The following is a 20726-nucleotide window of genomic DNA, read 5'->3' as shown; positions in this document are numbered from 1 at the left end:
CACGGAAGGGGCCGATGCCTTCACGCACCGGCCCCTTCCCCGACGTATCCCCGAAGGGCTACGCCTCCTTGCTCAGATTCGGGCCCGCACCGCCGGCCGCCGCGTCCTCGATCGGCGGGGCGTCGGGCAGTGCCGACTTCTCCTCGCCCCGGAAGGTGAAGGTCTTGGTCTCGCCCTCGCCCTCCGTGTCGACGACCACGATGTGACCGGGACGCAGCTCACCGAAGAGGATCTTCTCCGAGAGGGTGTCCTCGATCTCGCGCTGGATCGTGCGCCGCAGCGGACGCGCGCCCAGGACGGGGTCGTAACCCTTCTTGGAGAGGAGCTCCTTGGCGGCCTGGGAGAGCTCGATGCCCATGTCCCGGTCCTTGAGGCGCTCGTCCACCTTGCCGACCATCAGGTCGACGATCTGGAGGATGTCGTCCTGGGTGAGCTGCGGGAAGACGACGACGTCGTCCACGCGGTTGAGGAACTCGGGGCGGAAGTGCTGCTTGAGCTCGTCCGAGACCTTGTTCTTCATGCGCTCGTAGTTGGACTTCGTGTCACCCGTGGCCGCGAAGCCGAGGTTGAAGCCCTTGGAGATGTCCCGGGTGCCGAGGTTGGTCGTCATGATGATGACCGTGTTCTTGAAGTCCACGACCCGGCCCTGGGAGTCGGTCAGGCGACCGTCCTCCAGGATCTGGAGAAGGCTGTTGAAGATGTCCGGGTGGGCCTTCTCGACCTCGTCGAAGAGGACGACCGAGAACGGCTTGCGGCGGACCTTCTCCGTCAGCTGACCGCCCTCTTCGTAGCCCACGTATCCGGGGGGCGAACCGAAGAGCCGGGAGACCGTGTGCTTCTCGCTGAACTCCGACATGTCGAGGGAGATCAGCGCGTCCTCGTCACCGAAGAGGAACTCCGCCAGCGCCTTGGACAGCTCCGTCTTACCGACACCGGACGGGCCGGCGAAGATGAACGAACCACCGGGACGCTTCGGGTCCTTGAGGCCCGCACGCGTACGACGGATCGCCTTGGAGAGCGCCTTGACGGCGTCCTTCTGGCCGATGACCCGCTTGTGGAGCTCGTCCTCCATGCGGAGGAGACGGCTGGACTCCTCCTCGGTGAGCTTGAAGACCGGGATGCCGGTGGCGGTCGCGAGGACCTCGGCGATCAGCTCGCCGTCGACCTCGGCGACGACGTCCATGTCGCCGGCCTTCCACTCCTTCTCCCGCTTGGCCTTGGCGGCCAGGAGCTGCTTCTCCTTGTCGCGGAGGGAGGCGGCCTTCTCGAAGTCCTGCGAGTCGATCGCGGACTCCTTGTCGCGGCGGACGCCGGCGATCTTCTCGTCGAACTCGCGGAGGTCCGGCGGCGCGGTCATCCGGCGGATGCGCATCCGGGAGCCGGCCTCGTCGATCAGGTCGATCGCCTTGTCCGGGAGGAAGCGGTCCGAGATGTACCGGTCGGCCAGCGTGGCGGCCTGCACGAGGGCCTCGTCCGTGATGGAGACACGGTGGTGGGCCTCGTAGCGGTCGCGCAGACCCTTGAGGATCTCGATGGTGTGCGGGAGCGAGGGCTCGGCGACCTGGATGGGCTGGAAGCGGCGCTCCAGGGCCGCGTCCTTCTCCAGGTGCTTGCGGTACTCGTCCAGGGTGGTGGCGCCGATGGTCTGGAGCTCACCGCGGGCCAGCATCGGCTTCAGGATCGAAGCGGCGTCGATGGCGCCCTCGGCGGCACCCGCACCGACCAGCGTGTGCAGCTCGTCGATGAACAGGATGATGTCGCCGCGGGTGCGGATCTCCTTGAGGACCTTCTTCAGGCGCTCCTCGAAGTCACCGCGGTAGCGGGAGCCGGCGACCAGCGCGCCGAGGTCCAGGGTGTAGAGGTGCTTGTCCTTGAGGGTCTCGGGCACCTCGCCCTTGACGATGGCCTGGGCGAGGCCCTCGACGACGGCGGTCTTGCCGACGCCGGGCTCACCGATCAGGACCGGGTTGTTCTTGGTGCGGCGGGACAGCACCTGCATGACCCGCTCGATCTCCTTCTCGCGCCCGATGACCGGGTCGAGCTTGGACTCGCGGGCGGCCTGGGTGAGGTTCCGGCCGAACTGGTCGAGGACCAGGGACGTCGAGGGGGTGCCCTCCGCAGGGCCGCCGGCGGTGGCGGTCTCCTTGCCCTGGTAACCGGAGAGCAGCTGGATCACCTGCTGCCGCACCCGGTTGAGATCAGCGCCCAGCTTGACCAGGACCTGGGCGGCGACGCCCTCGCCCTCACGGATCAGGCCGAGCAGGATGTGCTCCGTGCCGATGTAGTTGTGGCCCAGCTGAAGGGCCTCGCGGAGCGACAGCTCCAGGACCTTCTTGGCACGGGGAGTGAAGGGGATGTGACCGGACGGCGCCTGCTGGCCCTGTCCGATGATCTCCTCAACCTGCTGGCGGACCGCCTCAAGCGAAATGCCGAGGCTCTCCAGGGCCTTTGCGGCGACACCCTCACCCTCGTGGATCAGGCCCAGGAGGATGTGCTCGGTGCCGATGTAGTTGTGGTTGAGCATCCGGGCTTCTTCCTGAGCCAGGACGACAACCCGCCGCGCGCGGTCGGTGAACCTCTCGAACATCGTTAATCGCTCCTCAGAGCGGTCAGGCAGTAAGGGGACGCTCCCCTCCCTGTCCTTCCGCAGCTTAGTCCCGCAAGCGGGGACCGCTCATTCCAACTGCCGACACCGGACCGAGAACCAACACTGCCTCCTGAACCCGAACGCCGACATCTGCTCCAACCTGATGGTGCGAGACGATGTTCCCGCAGGCCAGGCAGTTACCCTCTCCATGAGTACGCCGATGGCGAACGTGAGACGGCCTTTTCTGCGTGTCGCCCCCTCCCACTAGGGATTGTCTTACCCGTACGGACTGACACTCCATGCCGAGCGCACCGGTTCCCTCCGCTACGGGCGAACAACCTTGCGCGGTCCGGCGCCCCAGAACGCCCCCATTTCCGGCACCCTACGCAATCGCCAGAACGCCCAGCGTAACTCTCGGGCCGTTTCGGCGGTTGCGCTTGGCATGGTTGGCACAGTCCCCCCGGTCACCACGGTCCCCTCCCCCCGTCGTCCGCCCGGTCCGGTCGACCGGCGGCGGCACTGGTACGAGAACGAACTCGGGTGGCGGACGGTGCCCGGAGAGCCGTTGCGGCTCGTCACGGGGCTGCGTTTCGACGTCCTGGACGTGCCGGTCGAGGCCGGTGTCGCGGCGCTGTGGCGGCTGGGGCCGGATTCCCCGGTGGCCGTGCGGGGCGACCGGATGCGGCTGCTGGTGGCCGCGGGCAGCGCGGAGGAGCTGCCGGGACTGCTGGACTGGCTGGAGTGGGGCGCTCTGGCGCCGGCGCTGGATCTGGTGGCGCTCGGCGAGGGCGGGCACATGGAGGCGCCGCCGGTACCCGGGGCGGGGCCGTCGGACGTGCCACCGCTCTCCGGCGCGGGGCCCGCGAAGGGGCACCCGGGGAAGTCGCTTCCCGTGGGCCGTCCGGATCCCGTGCAGGGGGCCGCCGTATGGCTGCGGCCCCCCGAGCCGGGATGCGAGGTCGAGGCCTCGCTGCCGACACTGTCGGCCGTGGGGGGCGTTGGGGGCGCCCCTGATCTCGTACGACTGGTGGACACGGTGGCCACACAGTGCCACCGGGTCCGGCTGCGGCGCTCGTGCGCTCAGCCGTTGGCCTTCTCGTAGGCCTCGCGAATGGACGCGGGAACACGGCCCCGGTCGTTGACCTCGTAGCCGTTCTCCTTGGCCCACGCGCGAATCTGCGCGGTGTCCTGGCTGCCACCGGTAGCGGCGCGCGCCTTTCCACGGCCACCCGAAGCACGGCCACCGGTACGGCGTCCGCCCTTCACGTAAGCGTCGAGAAGACCACGGAGCTTGTCCGCATTCGCGGTGGTGAGATCGATCTCGTAGGTCTTGCCGTCCAGTGCGAACGTCACCGTCTCGTCCGCCTCGCCGCCGTCGAGGTCGTCGACAAGAAGGACCTGAACCTTCTGTGCCACCGGATTTCCTTTCATCGATAACTTGCGGGCCTGGGGTCTGCGGCGTCCGCCGTTTCGCCGTCCCCTGTTATATGCAGTACTGCACTACGTCGGAAAGCAAACCGCTTTTGCTGGAAAAACACAAACCCCTGGGAGAGACCGAGTGACCGCCAGGTCCGGAAAGATGCGCGTTTCGGACATAGGGAACCTGGGCAGGGCGTCCGGGCCGAATTGAGCGCGGCGATCACAGATGCAGAAGCATCCGGCTGTTGCCCAAGGTGTTCGGTTTCACTCGTTCGAGACCCAGGAACTCCGCCACACCCTCGTCATAGGAACGCAACAGCTCCGCGTAGACATCGGTGTCGACGGGTGTCTCACCGATCTCCACGAAGCCGTGCTTGGAGAAGAAGTCCACTTCGAAGGTGAGACAGAAAACGCGACGAACACCTAGCCAACGGGCCGTGTGCAGCAACTTCTCCAGCAACTGATGACCTACGCCGGCGCCCTTCAACCCGGGCTTCACGGCGAGAGTGCGGACTTCCGCCAGGTCTTCCCACATGACGTGCAGTGCACCGCAGCCGACGACCTCCGCGTTGTCGTCGCGTTCGGCGACCCAGAACTCCTGTATGTCCTCGTAAAGAGTCACGGTCGCTTTGTCGAGCAGGATGCGACCGCGAACGTAGGCGTCAAGGAGTCGGCGCACCGCCGGGACATCACCGGTCCGGGCCCGCCGGACGGTGATGGCTTTCGCGGTGACTTCTGGGTGCTCTGCTGACATGAGCGGACGCTATCGCCCGCCGCCCGAGGGCGCGGAGCCGGGGTTCTCGACGCGATCCGCGGGTTCGGGTGTTTCCGGTCCCTGGACGATGCGTACGGCGCTGCGCAGGGCCTCGCGCTGTTCGTCGCTCATCATCCCGAAGAAGGCGACGAGAGCGGCGGCGGGGTTGTCGCTCTGGGACCAGGCGTCGTTCATCAGGGCCGCCGAGTAGGCGGCGCGTGTGGAGACGGCCTCATATCGATACGCCCGGCCTTCCGCCTCGCGACGCACCCAGCCCTTCTGATGAAGATTGTCCAAAACGGTCATCACCGTGGTGTACGCGATCGACCGTTCCTGCTGAAGGTCTTCCAGGACTTCTCGAACGGTCACCGGGCGGTTCCACTTCCACACCCGCGTCATGACCGAGTCTTCGAGTTCTCCCAATGGGCGAGGCACAGCTCAGAACCATAGTGGAAAAGGAACAAAAAGGGCGTACGACTCGGAAAGCACGCGGCCGCGTGCGGGAGTCGTACGCCCTTGAAGGCGCCGGGCGAACCGGTGGGTTCAGGCGTCGGTCGTGGAGGAGGCCTGGCGGGCGCTCTCCGCGCGCGCGATGGCGGCGTCGACGGCCGCGTCCTCCTTGGCCTTCATGGCCCCGCCCTGGGTCTTCACGATGACCCGGATCAGTCCGATGAAGAACACGGCCATGACGACCGGGGGCACGAGCGCGGAGACATAGTCCATGCCCCCCAGAGTAGCCACGGACCCTGGAGCGGAGGGGGCGGGGTCGGTTCAGCCGGCGGCGAGCTGCTGGGGCGGGTTCGCGGGGGGCGGTGCCGGTTTACGCCGGGGGAAGACCTCGCCCGGAGTGGGGATCGGCCGCGACGGCTTCGGGGCGGCGGGCGCGGGGGTGGGCGCCGGACGCTCCACGGGCTTGCGTACGGGCTCCTTGGCGTCCTCGCCGACCGGATCTCCGCCCGTCGCGCAAACACCGCCGGAGCGGCCTCCAGGGAGCGCCAGGAGGCGGGTGCGGGACGCGGGGACGGTCGGCGCGGGACGGACGGCCGTACGGCGGGCCAGGCGGGCGCGCACGTCCTGTTCGGCGAGCGAGAGGCAGCGGTCGAGGAGGGTCGCGGCGGCCGGGTTCCCGCGCAGCGCGCGCAGAGCCGAGAGGTCGTCGACGTCCGGGCGGTACCCGGCGCCGAGCGCCTCCTCCAGGAGCGTGAGGTAGCCGGCGGTGGTGCCGGGCAGGGCGGCGCGGTACCGGGCGAGGTCGGCGACCAGGAAGGCGCGCAGCCGGACCCCCTCGCGTACCGCTTCGTCGAGCGATTCGGCGAGCCGGAGGCAGTCCTTGACGTCCTCGGCGGAGGCGGTTCGGGGCTGGAGGGCGAGAGCGAGGGCGCGGCGGAGCACACGCAGCTCCTCCGCACCGAACGCCATGCCGCCGCGGGATCCGTATGGCGTGGGCATGCGGCGACGATACGCGCTAATCAGACAAATTCGACATAGGGGGACGGGTGTGGCGCGGAGGTTTCCACGCGGCACGGGCACGGACCGCTTCGGCGCACGCGGACCCGTGCCGGGAGGTTCGGCCCGGCACGGGGGGGTGCGGTCACATCCGCGACACGTTGCGTTCGTAGACCAGGCGCAGGCCGATCAGGGTCAGCCAGGGCTCGTGCTCGTCGATCACCGACGCCTCGCCGAGGACCATGGGGGCGAGGCCGCCGGTCGCGATCACCGTCACGTCCTCCGGGTCGTCGGCCAGTTCCTTGGCCATCCGGGTGACGACTCCGTCGACCTGGCCCGCGAACCCGTAGACGATGCCCGACTGCATCGCCTCGACGGTGTTCTTGCCGATCACACTGCGCGGCCGGGCCACCTCGATCTTGCGCAGCTGGGCGCCCTTGACGCCGAGCGCCTCGACCGAGATCTCGATCCCGGGGGAGATGACACCGCCGACGTACTCGCCGCGCGCGGAGACCGCGTCGAACGTGGTCGCCGTACCGAAGTCGACGACGATCGCGGGGCCGCCGTAGAGCTCGACGGCGGCGACCGCGTTGATGATGCGGTCCGCGCCGACCTCCTTGGGGTTGTCGGTCAGGATCGGCACGCCGGTCTTGACGCCGGGCTCGACGAGGACCGCGGGCACGTCTCCGTAGTAGCGGCGGGTCACCTCGCGCAGTTCGTGCAGGACGGACGGCACGGTGGCGCAGATCGCGATGCCGTCGATGCCGTCGCCCAGCTCCTCTCCGAGGAGCGGGTGCATGCCCATCAGGCCCTGGAGGAGGACGGCGAGTTCGTCGGCCGTGCGGCGCGCGTCGGTGGAGATCCGCCAGTGCTCGACGATGTCCTCGCCGTCGAACAGGCCCAAGACGGTGTGCGTGTTGCCGACGTCGATCGTGAGGAGCATGACTACTGCGCCTCACGGAGGTCGAGGCCGATGTCCAGGATCGGCGCGGAGTGGGTCAGGGCGCCCACGGCGAGGTAGTCGACCCCGGTGTCGGCGTACACCTTGGCGTTGTCCAGGGTGAGCCGTCCGGAGGCCTCCAGGGCGGCGCGGCCGTGCACGATGCCGACGGCCTCGGCGCACTCCCCGGGTGTGAAGTTGTCCAGCAGGATCAGGTCGGCGCCCGCGTCCAGGACCTCGCGGAGCTGGTGCAGGGTGTCGACCTCGACCTCGATCGCCACGTCCGGGAAGGCCTCCCGCACGGCCTCGAAGGCCTGGGCGACGCCGCCGGCGGCGACCACGTGGTTGTCCTTGACGAGGGCCGCGTCCGACAGGGACATGCGGTGGTTGACCCCGCCGCCGCAGCGGACCGCGTACTTCTCCAGGGAGCGCAGGCCCGGCGTCGTCTTGCGCGTGTCGCGGACCTTGGTCCTCGTGCCCTCCAGGGCGTCCGCCCACGCGCGCGTGGCGGTCGCGATGCCGGAGAGGCGGCACAGGAGGTTGAGCGCGCTGCGCTCGGCGGTCAGCAGGTCGCGCGTGCGCGTGGTGACCGACAGGAGCTTCTGCCCGGCCTCCACGCGGTCGCCGTCCTCGGCGTGCCGCTCGACCTCGAACTCGTCGGCGCACACCACGGAGATCACCGCCTCGGCGACCCTGAGGCCCGCCACCACACCGGCCTCCCGCGCGGTGAAGTCGGCGGTGGCGACGGCCCCTTCGGGGATGGTCGCCACGGTCGTCACGTCGACACCGCCGGCCAGGTCCTCCTGGAGGGCGACGTTGGCGATGTCCTCGACCTCCACGGGGTCGAGGCCGGCGTCGGCCAGGAGCTCGGCGAGCGCGGGGTCCAGGCCGCACTCCAGGTACTCCGCGTCGGCGCCCGCGCCACAGGCACAGCCGTCGCCGCAGCCGCCGCTGTCGGCGAGGGGAAGGTCGTCGGTGCTCACTTCTGTCACTGCTCCTGGGGACGGTGCTGCCGGGTCGGGGGGAAGTCTGCGGTGTCCGTGGTGCGCACGGCCAGCGAGCGGTCGGGATTCAGCCGTACGACGATGTGGCGGCGCCAGACGCTGTCGTCGCGCTCGGCGTGGTCCTCGCGCCAGTGGCAGCCCCGGGTCTCCTCGCGCCGGGCGGCGGCGGTGACCAGGACGCGGGCCACGCACAGGAGGTTGGTGGCCTCCCAGGTGTCGACGCCGGGCTCGGCGGTCTTGCCGTTCTCGTCGAGCGCGTCGCGGGCGTCGGTGTGCAGCTGCTGGAGCTGTCCGGCGGCCCTGGCGAGGGAGTCGGCGGAGCGCAGGACGCCCGCGCCCTCGGTCATGATCCGCTGGATCGCGAAGCGGGTCTCGGGGGCGAGCAGCGGGTGCGCGGGCTTCTGGGGGTGCGGGACCGGTTCGGGCACGCGCGCGTGGAGGGTGTTCTCGGCCTGGCCGGCGGTGATGTCGGCGACGATCCGCTCGGCGTAGACGAGGCCTTCGAGGAGGGAGTTGGAGGCGAGCCGGTTCGCGCCGTGCACCCCGGTGCAGGCGACCTCGCCGCACGCGTACAGGCCGGGGACGGTCGTACGGCCCCGGGAGTCGGTGCGGACGCCTCCGGAGGCGTAGTGGGCGGCCGGGGCGACCGGGACGGGCTCGGTGACCGGGTCGATGCCGTGGCTGCGGCAGGCGGCGAGGATCGTCGGGAAGCGGTGCTCCCACATGTCGGCGCCGAAGTGCCGGGCGTCGAGGAACATGTGCTCGGCGTCCTGCTCCTGCATGCGCCGCATGATGCCCTTGGCGACGATGTCCCGGGGCGCCAGCTCGGCCAGTTCGTGCTGGCCCACCATGAAGCGCACGCCGTCGGCGTCGACCAGGTGGGCGCCCTCGCCGCGCACCGCCTCGGAGACCAGGGGCTGCTGGCCCTCCGCGTCGGCGCCCAGGAACAGCACGGTCGGGTGGAACTGCACGAACTCCAGGTCGGAGACCTCGGCGCCCGCGCGGAGGGCGAGCGCGACGCCGTCGCCGGTCGACACGGACGGGTTGGTGGTGGCGGAGAAGACCTGCCCCATGCCGCCGGTCGCGAGGACCACTGCGGGCGCGTGCACGGCGCCCACCCCGTCGTGCTGCCCCTCGCCCATGACGTGCAGGCTCACGCCCGCCGTACGCCCGTCGGCGTCCGTCAGGAGGTCCAGCACGAGCGCGTTCTCGATGGTGCGCAGCCCGCGCGCGCGTACGGCCTCGACGAGTGCCCGGGAGATCTCGGCGCCGGTCGCGTCCCCGCCGGCGTGCGCGATCCGGCGCCGGTGGTGGCCGCCCTCACGGGTCAGCTCCAGTCCTCCTTCGGAGGACTCGTCGAAGTGGGCGCCGGTCTCGATGAGCCGCCGTACGGCGTCGGGGCCCTCGGTGACGAGGATCCGTACGGCTTCCTCGTCGCACAGGCCCGCGCCCGCCACCAGGGTGTCGTCCAGGTGCTGTTCGGGGGTGTCGCCCTCCCCCAGGGCCGCGGCGACACCGCCCTGGGCCCAGCGGGTGGAGCCGTCGTCGAGGCGGGCCTTGGTGACGACGACCGTGCGCAGGCCCGCCGCCTCGCAGCGCAGCGCCGCGGTCAGGCCGGCCACTCCGGAGCCGACGACGACCACGTCCGCGGCGATGGACCACCCCGGGGCGGGGGCGTGCAGTCGTATGCCTGTGCTGGTCACGAGGCGGCTCCGAGGGTTCCGAAGGCGAGTGGGATGTTGTCGATCAGCCGGGTCGTCCCGACCCGGGCGGCGACGGCGAGGACGGCCTCGCCGGTGAAGTCCTCGTCCACGTCGGTGAAGTCGGACGGGTCGACCAGGGCGAGGTAGTCCAGGGCGAGCGGCGGGTCGAGGCGGGCCGCGTCGTCGAGGACCAGGCGGGCGGCGGCGCGGACGGACGCCGGGCCGCCGGGGCCGGGGGCGGCCTTGGCGACGGCGTGCGCGTCGGCCGCCGCGCGGGACTCCCCGATGGCGCTGAGCGCCTCGGCACGCGCGCGCGTGGCGGGCACCTCGCGGGCCCGTGCGCGCAGCGCCTCCTGGGCCGCGTGCCGGTCGCGGCCGGCGAACAGGGCCTGGGAGAGGGCGAGCGCGGTGCGCCTCTCCTGGGGGGACAGATAGCGGTTGCGGCTGGACAGGGCCAGGCCGTCGGCCTCGCGCACGGTCGGCACGCCGACGATGTCGACGCCGAAGTTCAGGTCGCGCACCATGCGGCGGATCAGGGCGAGCTGCTGGGCGTCCTTCTGGCCGAACAGGGCGACGTCGGGGCGGGTGAGGTGCAGCAGCTTGCCGACGACGGTGAGCATGCCGTCGAAGTGCCCGGGGCGGACCGCGCCCTCCAGGCGGGTGCCCATGGGGCCGGCCGAGACGCGGACCTGGGGTTCGCCGCCGGGGTAGACCTCGTCCGCGGAGGGGGCGAACACGACGTCGGCGCCCGCCTGTTCGGCGATCTTGAGGTCGGCGTCCAGGGTGCGCGGGTAGCGGTCGAGGTCCTCGCCCTCGCCGAACTGGAGCGGGTTCACGAAGACGGTGACCACGACCTCGCCGTCCGGTCCGGCGATCTCGCGCGCGGTGCGGACCAGCGTGGCGTGGCCCTCGTGCAGGGCGCCCATCGTCATGACGACGGCGCGACGGCCCGCACGCGCGCCTGCGTGCAGTTCGTCGGCGGTGCGCAGCAGGGTGGTGGTCATCCGGCAGCTCCCTCGGTGCCGTTGGCGAGTACACCGAGGAGGTCCTCGGCGAGTTCCGGCTTGAGCAGTCCGTGGGCCAGGGCCCGGTCGGCGGTCGCGCGGGCCATCGCCAGATAGCCGGCGACGGTCTGTGGGGCGTGCTTGCGCAGTTCGGTGACGTGCGCGGCGACGGTGCCCGCGTCCCCGCGCGCGACGGGGCCGGTCAGGGCCGCGTCCCCGGAGCGCAGGGCGTTGTCCAGGGCGGCGCCCAGCAACGGGCCGAGCATCCGGTCGGGGGCCTCGACACCGGCCGTGCGCAGCAGTTCCATGGACTCGGCGACCAGCGTGACCAGGTGGTTGGCGCCCAAAGCCAGGGCCGCGTGGTAGAGCGCGCGGTTCTCCTCGGCGATCCACTCAGGCTCGCCGCCCATCTCGATCACCAGGGCCTCGGCGGCCAGCCGCAGTTCCTCGGGGGCGGTGACCCCGAAGGAGCATCCGGCGAGCCGCTGGACGTCCACAGGGCTGCCCGTGAAGGTCATCGCGGGGTGCAGGGCCAGCGGCAGCGCGCCGACGCGCAGAGCGGGGTCGAGGACCTTCGCGCCGTAGCGCCCGGAGGTGTGCACGAGGAGCTGGCCGGGGCGTACGGCCCCGGTGTCGGCGAGGCCCTCCACGAGGCCGGGCAGTGCGTCGTCCGGGACGGTGAGCAGTACCAGGTCGGCGCGCTCCAGGACCTGCGCGGGCGGCAGCACCGGCACGTCGGGGAGCATGAGCGCGGCCCGTCGCCTGGAGGCGTCGGAGACCCCGGAGACGGCCACCGGGCGGTGTCCGGCGAGTTGGAGGGACGCGGCCAGCGCGGGGCCCACCCGGCCGGCGCCGACGACACCGACGGCGAGCCGCGCGGGGCGGTCCTTGGGCTCTGGCTGTTGGAATGTGCTCACGCGAGTGCGGCCTTCCCGTTCCAGTCCGCTCCGGGTACCGGACGATTTCTCGTCATGTTAACGCGATCGGTTCGGGAGCCGTCCGGTTGTCCACAGGCTGTGGGTTGTCACACAGCCCCGCGCACGGGAGGTCCGGCGGAAACCCGGGTGCTCGCACGCACGTACGCCGGGCATCATCCGGAGCATGAGCGATGCGGCGGAGCACAGTGGCCAAGAGGCGGAGTCGGCGACCGAGGAGGAACGGAACCTGAAGCGCCGCAGACGGCGTATCGCGGCGACCCGGGGCGCCGGGCGATCCCTCGCGCGGCTCGGGTTCCTGGGCCCCCTCCGGGAGCGGCTCGCCTTCGTGCGGGAGGCGGCCGAGCTGTACGACCTGGACGAGGCGTCGGACCTGTACGGCACCGAGGTCGTCGAGACCCTGGAGGAGCGGGTCGCCGGACTGCTCGGCAAGGAGGCCGCGGCCTTCTTCCCCACGGGCACGATGGCGCAGCAGGTGGCCCTGCGCTGCTGGGCGGGCCGCACCGGGAACCCGGCGGTCGCCGTGCACCCGCTGGCCCACCCCGAAGTGCACGAACGGAACGCGTTCAGCCAGCTCAGCGGCCTGCGCCCGGTCCATGTGACCAGCGAGCCGAGGCAGCCGACCGCCGACGAGGTGCACGACTTCCCGGAGCCCTTCGGGGCGCTGATGCTGGAACTGCCCCTCCGGGACGCGGGTTTCGTCCTGCCCTCCTGGGAGGAGCTGTCCGCCGTCGTCGACGCCGCCCACGAACGCGACGCGGTGGTCCACTTCGACGGCGCCCGCCTGTGGGAGTCCACCACCCACTTCGGCCGCCCGCTCGACGAGATCGCGGGGCTGGCGGACAGCGTCTACGTGTCGTTCTACAAGTCCCTCGACGCCCTCGGCGGCGCCGCGCTCGCCGGCCCGAAGACCCTGATCGACGAGGCGAAGACCTGGCGGCACCGCTACGGAGGCATGGTCTTCCAGCAGTTCCCCACCGTGCTGACGGCGCTCGCGGGCCTGGACCGGGAGCTGCCCCGGCTGCCCGCGTACGTGGCCCACGCGCGCGTGGTGGCCGAGGCGCTGCGCGAGGGGTTCGCCGCCGCCGGTGTGCCGTGGACGCGCGTCCACCCCGAGCAGCCGCACACGCACGACTTCCAGGTCTGGCTGCCGTACGACCGCGACGCCGTCACGGAGGCCGCGATCCGGCAGGCGGAGGAGACGGGTACCGCCCTGTTCGCCAACCCCTGGAACGCGAAGGGTCCGGGGCTGGCGGTGACGGAGGTCTATGTGCGGGCCGCCGCCCTGGAGTGGACGGCCGACGACGTGAGGACGGCGGTCGCGGACTTCGTGGCCCTCCTCAAGGAGACGCCCTCCTGAAGGAGGGGACCGGGGGCTGAGGGGCGGCGACAGGTGGGACGGGCAGGACCTCGGGCGGCCGACCGGCTCGCGCGCGGTGCGCCGCCCCCCGGCCGTGGCGTCGATTGACGGGCGCCGTCAATCGACGGTGGCGTTGTCAGTGGCGGGGTGCACGATAGGGACATGAGCGTGCACATCGACATCACGGGGCTGCGGCAGGAGCGGGTCGTCTTCGCGCCCTCGCCCCTGGGCGAGCTGTGCATGGCGCTGCACGCGATGGCGGAGCCGGGGCATCACCCCGGCCTCCAGGGGTGGGTGGCCGGCGTCACCGCGCGGCTCGACCCGCACCTGGCGGACCGGATGTGCGAGGCGGACTTCCTGTGGCGGTCGACGTTCTCCGACCTGTTCCTGCCGTACGCGGGCATCCCGGGCCGCGGCACGCTCCCCGGGGCGACCCTCGCCGAGGAACTGGACCTGGTCGACAAGCTGACGGACGAGCAGTTCGTGGACGCGGCGCTGGAGTTCACCACCTGCACCCTCACCTACAGCACCGGCGGACCCGGCCCGCTCTCGGACGCCACGGTCAGGTTGCGCGCCCTGGAGCAGGCCGCGACCCGCGGACCGCATCAACTGGCGTTCACCGAGCGCCTGTTGGCCGACCCGCCGCGGACCAGGGCCTGGCTGCGGCAGTTCCTGGAGGACTGCGACAAGGCGTTCTTCGCGGACACCTGGTCGCGGATGGAGCACCAGCTCGCGGCCGACGCCCGCCACAAGACGGACCTGCTGCGGCACAAGGGCCTGGCGGAGGCGCTGACGTCGATCTCCACCGCGGTGACGCTCGACGAGAGCGCCACCCGCATCACGGTCGACAAGCTCGGCGACGGCCGTACGGCGACCCAGGACGGCGGTCTCCTCCTGGTTCCCACCAGCCTGGGCTGGCCGCATCTGACGGTCCTGTACCGGTACGGCTGGCAGCCCGTCGTGCACTACCCCGTAGGGTCGCCCAAGTTCGCCGCGCCGACCTCTCTGGAGCAGCTGACCCTGCGGATGACCGCCCTGTCCCACCCGGTCCGCATGCGGCTGTGCCGGAGCCTGGCCCGTACCGCGTTCACCACCAGCGAGCTGACCCAGGTGCACGGCATGACCGCCCCCGAGATATCCCGCCACCTCGGCGTCCTGAAGAAGGCCGGTCTGATCACCACCCGCCGCCGGGGTCGCTACGTCCTGCACCAGCTGGACGTCACGACGGTGGCCCGCCTGGGCAGCGACTTCGTGGAGGGCATCCTCAGGTAGGCACTCTCTCCCGGGTGCCGTCTCCGCGCCTGAGCGGCGCCTCAGCCGTGCGTCAGCCGTGCCCGCCGGCCCGCACCAGCCCCGTCTCGTAGGCCAGGACCACCACCTGCACCCGGTCCCGCAGTCCGAGCTTGGTCAGGATGCGGCCGACATGGGTCTTCACGGTCGCCTCGGACAGCACCAGACGGGCCGCGATCTCGCCGTTGGACAGCCCCTGGGCGACGAGGATCATGACCTCGCGCTCGCGCTCGGTGAGCCGCTCCAGCTCCTTGTGCTGGGGCTCCTTGCCGGCGGCGGGCAGCATAGGGGCGAAGCGGTCCAGGAGCCGCCGGGTCGTCGAGGGCGCCACCACCGCGTCGCCGCTGTGCACGGAGCGGATCGCGGTGAGCAGTTCACCGGGCGGCACGTCCTTGAGCATGAACCCGGAGGCACCGGCCTTCAGCCCGGAGAAGGCGTACTCGTCGAGGTCGAAGGTGGTCAGGATCAGCACCTTGGGCGGGTTCTCGCCCTGGCAGATGCGGCGGGTGGTCTCCACCCCGTCCAGCTTCGGCATGCGGACGTCCATGAGCACCACGTCGACGGCGGTCGCGGCCAGCACCTGAAGGGCCTCGACGCCGTCGCCCGCCTCCGCGACGACCTCCATGTCCGGCTGGGCGGCGAGCACCATCCGGAAACCGGTGCGCAGCAGCACCTGGTCGTCGACGAGCATCACGCGGATCGTCATCGGGTCCTCTTCCGTTCCATCGACAGGATCGTTCAACAATTCATTCAACAGGTCGAGATCGTTCGACGGCTCGTTCAACAGTTCGCCGCTGGTTCAGCAGTTCGTTACAGGTGTCAGCAGGCGGCGTACGAGAGTTCAGTGCGCGGGTTTCAGCGGCAGCAGGGCGCTGATGCGGAACCCGCCGCCCGGGCGCGGGCCCGCGTCCAGGGTGCCCCCGACCATGCCGACCCGCTCGCGCATACCGATCAGACCATGCCCCTGGCCGTCGGCGCCGCCCTCCTCGTACAGCTCGTGCGGGGCGCCCTTGCCGTCGTCCTCGACGAGCAGCCCGAGGCCGTCGTCGAAGTACACCAGCCGCACACTGGCGCCCGTGTTCGGCCCCCCGTGCTTGCGGGTGTTGGTGAGGGCCTCCTGCACGATCCGGTACGCCGTCAGCTCGACACCGCTGGGCAGCGGGCGCGGGGTGCCCTCGACCTTGAAGTCGACGGGCAGTCCGGACGTACGGCACTGCTCGACCAGGTCGTCGATCTGCTCGACGTCCGGCTGCGGAACGTACTCGCCGGCCTCCTTGTGCTCGCCGGTGCGCAGCACGCCCAGCAGGCGGCGCATCTCGGCCAGGGCCTGGCGGCCGGTGGAGGAGATCGTCTCCAGGGCCTTCTTCGCCTGGTCCGGCGCGGAGTCCAGGACGTAGGCGGCGCCGTCGGCCTGGACCACCATCACGGACACGTTGTGCGCGACCACGTCGTGCAGCTCGCGGGCGATCCGGGCGCGTTCGGCGGCGACCGCGACCTTCGCCTGCGCCTCGCGCTCCTTCTCCAGCCGGGCGGCCCGCTCCTCCAGCTGCGCGAAGTAGGCGCGCCGGGTGCGCATCGAGTCGCCCAGCACCCAGGCCAGCGCGAACGGCACCGTCTGGAAGACCGCGATGGCGACCAGGCCGGCGGAACTGGTGTGCTCCTGGGGCCAGCGGATCTGCGACATCGTCGCCGCGCTCAGACCGGTGGCCAGGGCGAAGCGGGAGGCCCAGCGGGCGCCGATCGCCGCGACCGTGTAGACGATCACCAGCATGGCGAAGTCGGCCGCCACCGGCTCGACGTCGAGGACGAGTTGCGCGAGTCCCGTCAGGAGGACCAGGACCAGCATCTGCTCCGGCCAGCGGCGGCGCAGCGCGATCGCCACACACATCACGGCGGACACCGCCAGCGCGGCCGGGACCGTCCCGTGCCGGCCCGACACATAGCTGGTACTCGCGATGCTCACGCCGCTCAGCCCCAGCAGGAAGACGGCCCAGAAGGTGTCGACCCATGTCGGGTGTCTGCGGAGGAAGTCATAGAGGCGCTGCACGTAACCCAGCGTAGGGAAGCGCGAAGTGTGCGGGGGTCAACCGGAGGATCGATCCGCATACGCCCGGCGTACTCCCCAAGGTGGAGGCCCGGTTGTCCTGTGCACTTAATCTGGCCCCGTGACGGACGACACTGCGGCCGGGTGGCGGACGGCGGCCGAGGACGCGCTGTACGGGCCCCAGGGGTTCTACCGGAGGCCCGAGGGGCCCGCCGGGCACTTCCGTACGTCCGTGCACGCGTCGGCGCTCTTCGCCGGGGCCGTGGCCCGTCTGCTGTGCCGGGTGGACGAGGCGCTGGACCGGCCGGCCGTACTGGACCTCGTGGACCTGGGCGCGGGCCGCGGCGAGCTGGTGACCGGTGTGCTCGCCGCGCTGCCCGCCGAAGTGGCGGCACGCGTGCGTGCGTACGCCGTCGAGATCGCCGACCGCCCCGAAGGGCTCGATCCCCGCGTCGAGTGGCGGACGCACTCCCCGAAGGGGATCACCGGGCTGCTGTTCGCCAACGAGTGGCTGGACAACGTACCCGTGGAGGTCGCCGAGGTGGACCCGGCGGGCCTGCCGCGGCTCGTGCTCGTCCGCGCGGACGGGACCGAGCGGCTCGGGGAGCCGGTCACCGGCGCGGCGGCCGACTGGCTCGCGCGGTGGTGGCCGCTGCCGCCCGAGGAGGGACTGCGCGCCGAGATCGGGCTCCCCAGGGACACCGCCTGGGCGTCCGCCGTGGCCACCGTGGACCGGGGCCTGGCGGTCGCCGTCGACTACGCGCACACCGTGGACACCCGCCCTCCGTTCGGCACGCTCACCGGTTTCCGCGAGGGCCGCGAAACGGCACCCGTCCCGGACGGCTCGTGCGACATCACCGCGCACGTCGCCCTGGACGCCTGTGCGCTCCCCGGCGCACGCCTGCTCACCCAACGGGCCGCCCTGCGCGCCCTGGACGTCACCGGCGCGCGCCCCCCGCTCACGCTGGCCTCCACCGACCCGGCGGCGTACGTCCGCGCCCTCGCGCGTGCGGGCGAGGCCGCCGAACTCACCGCACCGGGCGGCCTCGGCGACTTCGGCTGGCTCGTGCAGCCGGTCGGCGTCCCGGACCCGCTCCGGGCCGGCATCCCGGACCCACCGCCGAACTGACCGCCCGGGGGCCCTACTTGTCGATGTCCCCGACCACGAAGAACAACGACCCCAGGATCGCCACCATGTCCGCCACCAACGTCCCCGGCAGCAGCACCGCGAGCGCCTGGATGTTGTTGTAGGACGCCGAGCGCAGCTTCAGCCGGTACGGGGTCTTCTCGCCCTTGCTGACGAGGTAGTAGCCGTTGATGCCGAGCGGGTTCTCGGTCCACGCGTAGGTGTGCCCCTCGGGCGCCTTCAGGACCTTCGGGAGCCGCTGGTTGATCGGCCCGGGCTCCAGCCCGGCGAGCCGGTCGAGGCAGGCGTCCGCGAGGTCGAGCGCGTTGTGGGTCTGCTCCAGGAGCACCTCGAAGCGGGCCAGACAGTCGCCCTCCTGGCGCGTGACGACCTTCAGGGTGTCCTGGAGCTCGCCGTACGCGAGATACGGCTCGTCGCGCCGCAGATCGAAGTCGACGCCCGAGGCGCGCGCGATCGGCCCGCTCACCCCGTAGGCGTGCACGGCCTCCGCGGACAGCGCGCCGACTCCCCTGGTGCGCCCCCGGAAGATCTCGTTGCCGAGCACCAGGTCGTCGAAGCGGTCCATCCGGGAGCGCACCGCGGCGACGGCTTCACGCGCGCGTGAGGCCCATCCGGCGGGCAGGTCCTCCTTGAGGCCGCCGACACGGTTGAACATGTAGTGCATGCGCCCGCCGGAGACCTCCTCCATGACGTTCTGGAGGACCTCCCGCTCGCGGAACGCGTAGAACACCGGGGTGATACCGCCGAGTTCGAGAGGGTACGAGCCCAGGAACATCAGGTGGTTGAGCACCCGGTTCAGCTCGGCGAGCAGGGTGCGCGTCCACACCGCGCGCGGGGGCACCTCCATGCCGAGCATGCGCTCCACCGCGAGGACCACGCCCAGCTCGTTCGAGAACGCCGACAGCCAGTCGTGGCGGTTGGCGAGCATGATGATCTGGCGGTAGTCGCGCGCTTCGAAGAGCTTCTCGGCGCCCCGGTGCATATAGCCGATCACCGGCTCCGCGTGCTGGATGCGCTCGCCGTCCAGGACGAGCCGCAGCCGCAGCACACCGTGCGTGGAGGGGTGCTGGGGGCCGATGTTGAGCACCATGTCGGTGCTCTCCGCGGCGCCGCCGATACCGACCGTGGTCTCCGTCGTGGGAGTCATGGACACAGTCTCTCGTACGTACGCTTGCGCCATGGAAACGGGGACTGCCGCTCAGGACGACGCGGCGCGCGAGCCGGTGTGGACCGGGCTGCCGCCGGGGCTGCTGAAGATGCGCCGGATGCTGCTGGTGGTGTGGCTGGGGGTGCTGGCCGTCGCCCTGGGGGTGCCGTTGGGCCTGTTCGCCGGCCCGGGGTGGGCCGCGTTCGCGCTGCTGCCGCTAGGCCTCATGGCGTGGGGCTGGGTGGTCCTGGGCCGCAACTGGCGCTCCTGGCGGTATGCCGAGCGCGCCGACGACCTGCTGATCAGCAAGGGCGTGCTGTGGCGCCACGAGACGATCGTGCCGTACGGGCGGATGCAGCTCGTGGAGGTCACGTCGGGGCCCGTGGAGCGGCACTTCGGGCTGGCCAGCGTGCAGCTGCACACGGCCGCCGCGGCGACCGACGCGACCATCCCGGGACTGGACCCGGCCGAGGCGGAGCGGCTGCGCGACCGGCTCACCGAACTCGGCGAGGCCAGATCGGCGGGGCTGTGACGACGCCGGGCGCCGACAAGGACGTACCCGAGGCCGTGGAGGTCGTAGCGGCCGTACGGGAACAAGTGCCCGTCGTGGAGCGGCGGTTGCATCCGGTGACGCCGTTGCGCCGGGCGTGGGCGCCGGTCGCCGTCGTCATCGGGTGGGCGGTGCACGACCCCAACCAGGCGCAGGAACAGCTGACCCGGCTGACCACCCTGACCCTGCTGATCGCGCTGGCCGTGATCGTGCCGGCCGCCGGTCTCTACGGCTTCCTCACCTGGTGGTTCACCCACTTCGCGGTGACCGACACCGAACTGCGCATCCGTACCGGCCTGTTGTTCCGGCGCACCGCGCACATCCGGCTGGAGCGCATCCAGGCGGTCGACGTGACGCAGCCGCTCCTCGCGCGCGTGGCGGGCGTCGCCAAGCTGAAGCTCGACGTCGTAGGCACCGACAAGAAGGACGAACTGGCCTTCCTCGGGGAGGCCGAGGCACGGGCGCTGCGGGCCGAACTCCTCGCGCGGGCGGCCGGGTTCGCGCCCGAGACCGCCCACGAGGTCGGCGAGGCGCCCGCCCAGCGGCTGCTGCACGTACCGGCCGGGGTCCTCGCGGTGTCCCTGGTGCTGACCGGCGCCACCTGGGGATCGCTGGCCGCCGCACTCGTCGTACCGCCGCTGCTGTGGCTGGCCACCCACAGTGTGTGGTCGGTTCTGGCGACCGCGCTGCCGCTGCTGGGCGCGGCGGGCGCGAGCAGTGTGGGGCGGTTCGTCGGCGAGTACGACTGGACGGTGGGCGAGTCCCCGGACGGGCTGCGCATCGACCACGGACTGCTGGACCGCACGCACGAGACGGTGCCCCCGGGGCGGGTGCAGACCGTACGGATCGTGGAGCCGCTGCTGTGGCGGCGGCGCGGCTGGGTGCGGGTCGAGCTGGACGTGGCCGGATCGTCCAACTCCGTGCTGGTGCCGGTCGCCCCGCGCGAGATCGCCGAGTCGGTCGTCGCGCGCGTGCTGCCCGGGGTGACGGTGCCGCCGCGCCCGGCCCTGTCGCGGCCCCCGCGCCGGGCGGGCCGGTGCGTGCCGCTGTGGTGGCGTGGCTACGGCCTCGCGGTCACCGACACGGTCTTCGTGGCCCGGCACGGACTGCTGCGCCGCAGCACGGCGCTCGTACCGCACGCGAAGGTGCAGAGCGTACGACTCACGCAAGGGCTCTGGGAGCGGCTCTGGGGGCTTGCGGAGGTGCATGTGGACACAGGGGCCAACGCGACCGTGACGGCCCGTCTGCGGGACGCGGGCGAGGCCGCCGAGCTGCTCCGCGCCCAGGCCGAGCGCTCCCGGACGGGCCGCAGGGACGCCCGCCCGGACCGCTGGATGGCCTGACGGCCTGGTCCGGGCCCCCTGGCCCGACCGCCTGTTCCGTACCCCTGGCCCGA

The 20726-nt window shown here is 71.6% G+C and carries 20 protein-coding genes; 6 read left to right on the top strand and 14 right to left on the bottom strand.

Going from position 1 to position 20726, the window contains the following annotated elements:
* Positions 1–58 precede the first annotated feature (58 nt).
* Positions 59–2587: an ATP-dependent Clp protease ATP-binding subunit gene (locus ACIQPR_RS44705; RefSeq protein WP_403661953.1), complete on the bottom strand. Its 2529-nt coding sequence runs from the start codon at positions 2585–2587 to the stop codon at positions 59–61.
* 442 nt (positions 2588–3029) lie between these two features.
* On the opposite strand from ACIQPR_RS44705, the gene ACIQPR_RS44700 reads away from it, so the two are divergent.
* Entirely contained in the window at positions 3030–3689 is a 660-nt protein-coding gene (locus ACIQPR_RS44700; RefSeq protein WP_403661950.1) for an SCO3374 family protein, read from the top strand.
* Here the strand turns inward: ACIQPR_RS44700 and ACIQPR_RS44695 are convergent.
* The 10 genes from ACIQPR_RS44695 to ACIQPR_RS44650 form a co-directional block, all read right to left on the bottom strand.
* Positions 3668–4003 carry an Lsr2 family protein gene (locus tag ACIQPR_RS44695; protein WP_019075461.1) on the bottom strand — a complete coding sequence of 112 codons (336 nt, stop codon included), beginning with the start codon at positions 4001–4003 and terminating at the stop codon, positions 3668–3670. The genes ACIQPR_RS44700 and ACIQPR_RS44695 overlap by 22 nt on opposite strands.
* Positions 4004–4226: 223 nt before the next feature.
* Positions 4227–4760, bottom strand: coding sequence for an amino-acid N-acetyltransferase (locus ACIQPR_RS44690; RefSeq protein WP_200715432.1), 534 nt, complete (start codon positions 4758–4760; stop codon positions 4227–4229).
* 9 nt (positions 4761–4769) lie between these two features.
* The gene (locus ACIQPR_RS44685; RefSeq protein WP_403661946.1) at positions 4770–5183 is read right to left on the bottom strand and encodes a BlaI/MecI/CopY family transcriptional regulator; all 414 of its coding nucleotides are present in this window, start codon (positions 5181–5183) and stop codon (positions 4770–4772) included.
* A gap of 120 nt (positions 5184–5303) precedes the next feature.
* Positions 5304–5483 (bottom strand): hypothetical protein, encoded by a 180-nt coding sequence (locus ACIQPR_RS44680; protein WP_355907926.1) that lies wholly within the window; start codon positions 5481–5483, stop codon positions 5304–5306.
* Between the two features lie 48 nt (positions 5484–5531).
* Positions 5532–6179 (bottom strand): hypothetical protein, encoded by a 648-nt coding sequence (locus ACIQPR_RS44675; RefSeq protein ID WP_403662052.1) that lies wholly within the window; start codon positions 6177–6179, stop codon positions 5532–5534.
* A 172-nt stretch (positions 6180–6351) separates the two neighbouring features.
* On the bottom strand, positions 6352–7149 hold the full coding sequence (locus ACIQPR_RS44670; RefSeq protein WP_403661943.1) for a type III pantothenate kinase: 798 nt from the start codon (positions 7147–7149) through the stop codon (positions 6352–6354).
* 2 nt (positions 7150–7151) lie between these two features.
* Positions 7152–8129 carry a carboxylating nicotinate-nucleotide diphosphorylase gene (gene nadC / locus ACIQPR_RS44665; protein WP_403661940.1) on the bottom strand — a complete coding sequence of 326 codons (978 nt, stop codon included), beginning with the start codon at positions 8127–8129 and terminating at the stop codon, positions 7152–7154.
* Between the two features lie 5 nt (positions 8130–8134).
* Positions 8135–9853, bottom strand: coding sequence for an L-aspartate oxidase (locus ACIQPR_RS44660; RefSeq protein ID WP_403661937.1), 1719 nt, complete (start codon positions 9851–9853; stop codon positions 8135–8137).
* Positions 9850–10857 carry a pantoate--beta-alanine ligase gene (gene panC, locus ACIQPR_RS44655; RefSeq protein ID WP_403661933.1) on the bottom strand — a complete coding sequence of 336 codons (1008 nt, stop codon included), beginning with the start codon at positions 10855–10857 and terminating at the stop codon, positions 9850–9852. Before panC ends, ACIQPR_RS44660 begins: the two co-directional genes overlap by 4 nt.
* The gene (locus ACIQPR_RS44650) at positions 10854–11774 is read right to left on the bottom strand and encodes a Rossmann-like and DUF2520 domain-containing protein (RefSeq protein WP_403661930.1); all 921 of its coding nucleotides are present in this window, start codon (positions 11772–11774) and stop codon (positions 10854–10856) included. Before ACIQPR_RS44650 ends, panC begins: the two co-directional genes overlap by 4 nt.
* A gap of 184 nt (positions 11775–11958) precedes the next feature.
* Here ACIQPR_RS44650 and ACIQPR_RS44645 point away from each other — a divergent pair, with 184 nt between their 5' ends.
* Together ACIQPR_RS44645 and ACIQPR_RS44640 are read left to right on the top strand one after the other, a co-directional pair.
* Complete coding sequence (locus ACIQPR_RS44645) at positions 11959–13152, top strand: threonine aldolase family protein (protein WP_403661927.1); 1194 nt, start codon at positions 11959–11961, stop codon at positions 13150–13152.
* A 162-nt stretch (positions 13153–13314) separates the two neighbouring features.
* Positions 13315–14424, top strand: a complete 1110-nt coding sequence (locus ACIQPR_RS44640; protein ID WP_403661924.1) for a DUF5937 family protein — start codon at positions 13315–13317, stop codon at positions 14422–14424.
* A gap of 52 nt (positions 14425–14476) precedes the next feature.
* Here ACIQPR_RS44640 and ACIQPR_RS44635 read toward each other — a convergent pair whose 3' ends face one another.
* Together ACIQPR_RS44635 and ACIQPR_RS44630 are read right to left on the bottom strand one after the other, a co-directional pair.
* Positions 14477–15148 (bottom strand): response regulator, encoded by a 672-nt coding sequence (locus ACIQPR_RS44635; protein ID WP_403661921.1) that lies wholly within the window; start codon positions 15146–15148, stop codon positions 14477–14479.
* A 135-nt stretch (positions 15149–15283) separates the two neighbouring features.
* Positions 15284–16489: a sensor histidine kinase gene (locus ACIQPR_RS44630; RefSeq protein ID WP_403661918.1), complete on the bottom strand. Its 1206-nt coding sequence runs from the start codon at positions 16487–16489 to the stop codon at positions 15284–15286.
* A gap of 118 nt (positions 16490–16607) precedes the next feature.
* On the opposite strand from ACIQPR_RS44630, the gene ACIQPR_RS44625 reads away from it, so the two are divergent.
* Positions 16608–17615: an SAM-dependent methyltransferase gene (locus ACIQPR_RS44625; protein WP_403661915.1), complete on the top strand. Its 1008-nt coding sequence runs from the start codon at positions 16608–16610 to the stop codon at positions 17613–17615.
* A 13-nt stretch (positions 17616–17628) separates the two neighbouring features.
* Here ACIQPR_RS44625 and ACIQPR_RS44620 read toward each other — a convergent pair whose 3' ends face one another.
* Positions 17629–18780 (bottom strand): NADH-quinone oxidoreductase subunit D, encoded by a 1152-nt coding sequence (locus ACIQPR_RS44620; RefSeq protein WP_403661912.1) that lies wholly within the window; start codon positions 18778–18780, stop codon positions 17629–17631.
* A gap of 31 nt (positions 18781–18811) precedes the next feature.
* Between ACIQPR_RS44620 and ACIQPR_RS44615 the strand changes: the two genes are divergently transcribed.
* Complete coding sequence (locus ACIQPR_RS44615; RefSeq protein ID WP_403661909.1) at positions 18812–19312, top strand: PH domain-containing protein; 501 nt, start codon at positions 18812–18814, stop codon at positions 19310–19312.
* The gene (locus ACIQPR_RS44610; RefSeq protein WP_403661906.1) at positions 19309–20673 is read left to right on the top strand and encodes a PH domain-containing protein; all 1365 of its coding nucleotides are present in this window, start codon (positions 19309–19311) and stop codon (positions 20671–20673) included. The genes ACIQPR_RS44615 and ACIQPR_RS44610 overlap by 4 nt, the downstream gene beginning before the upstream one ends.
* Positions 20674–20726 lie beyond the last annotated feature (53 nt).

It is taken from the genome of Streptomyces sp. NPDC091280, from assembly GCF_044768565.1.
Lineage (GTDB): Bacteria > Actinomycetota > Actinomycetes > Streptomycetales > Streptomycetaceae > Streptomyces.
This window is presented reverse-complemented; position numbering and strand designations above follow the sequence as displayed.

Bases quoted from the DNA above. Each gene is read 5' to 3' on its own strand.
- ACIQPR_RS44705 (WP_403661953.1), bottom strand. From the start codon at position 2,587: ATGTTCGAGAGGTTCACCGACCGCGCGCGGCGGGTTGTCGTCCTGGCT.
- ACIQPR_RS44645 (WP_403661927.1), top strand. From the start codon at position 11,959: ATGAGCGATGCGGCGGAGCACAGTGGCCAAGAGGCGGAGTCGGCGACC.
- ACIQPR_RS44690 (WP_200715432.1), bottom strand. From the start codon at position 4,760: ATGTCAGCAGAGCACCCAGAAGTCACCGCGAAAGCCATCACCGTCCGG.
- ACIQPR_RS44615 (WP_403661909.1), top strand. From the start codon at position 18,812: ATGGAAACGGGGACTGCCGCTCAGGACGACGCGGCGCGCGAGCCGGTG.
- ACIQPR_RS44640 (WP_403661924.1), top strand. From the start codon at position 13,315: ATGAGCGTGCACATCGACATCACGGGGCTGCGGCAGGAGCGGGTCGTC.
- panC (WP_403661933.1), bottom strand. From the start codon at position 10,857: ATGACCACCACCCTGCTGCGCACCGCCGACGAACTGCACGCAGGCGCG.
- ACIQPR_RS44675 (WP_403662052.1), bottom strand. From the start codon at position 6,179: ATGGCGTTCGGTGCGGAGGAGCTGCGTGTGCTCCGCCGCGCCCTCGCT.
- ACIQPR_RS44700 (WP_403661950.1), top strand. From the start codon at position 3,030: ATGGTTGGCACAGTCCCCCCGGTCACCACGGTCCCCTCCCCCCGTCGT.
- ACIQPR_RS44670 (WP_403661943.1), bottom strand. From the start codon at position 7,149: ATGCTCCTCACGATCGACGTCGGCAACACGCACACCGTCTTGGGCCTG.
- ACIQPR_RS44680 (WP_355907926.1), bottom strand. From the start codon at position 5,483: ATGGACTATGTCTCCGCGCTCGTGCCCCCGGTCGTCATGGCCGTGTTC.
- ACIQPR_RS44620 (WP_403661912.1), bottom strand. From the start codon at position 18,780: ATGACTCCCACGACGGAGACCACGGTCGGTATCGGCGGCGCCGCGGAG.
- ACIQPR_RS44635 (WP_403661921.1), bottom strand. From the start codon at position 15,148: ATGACGATCCGCGTGATGCTCGTCGACGACCAGGTGCTGCTGCGCACC.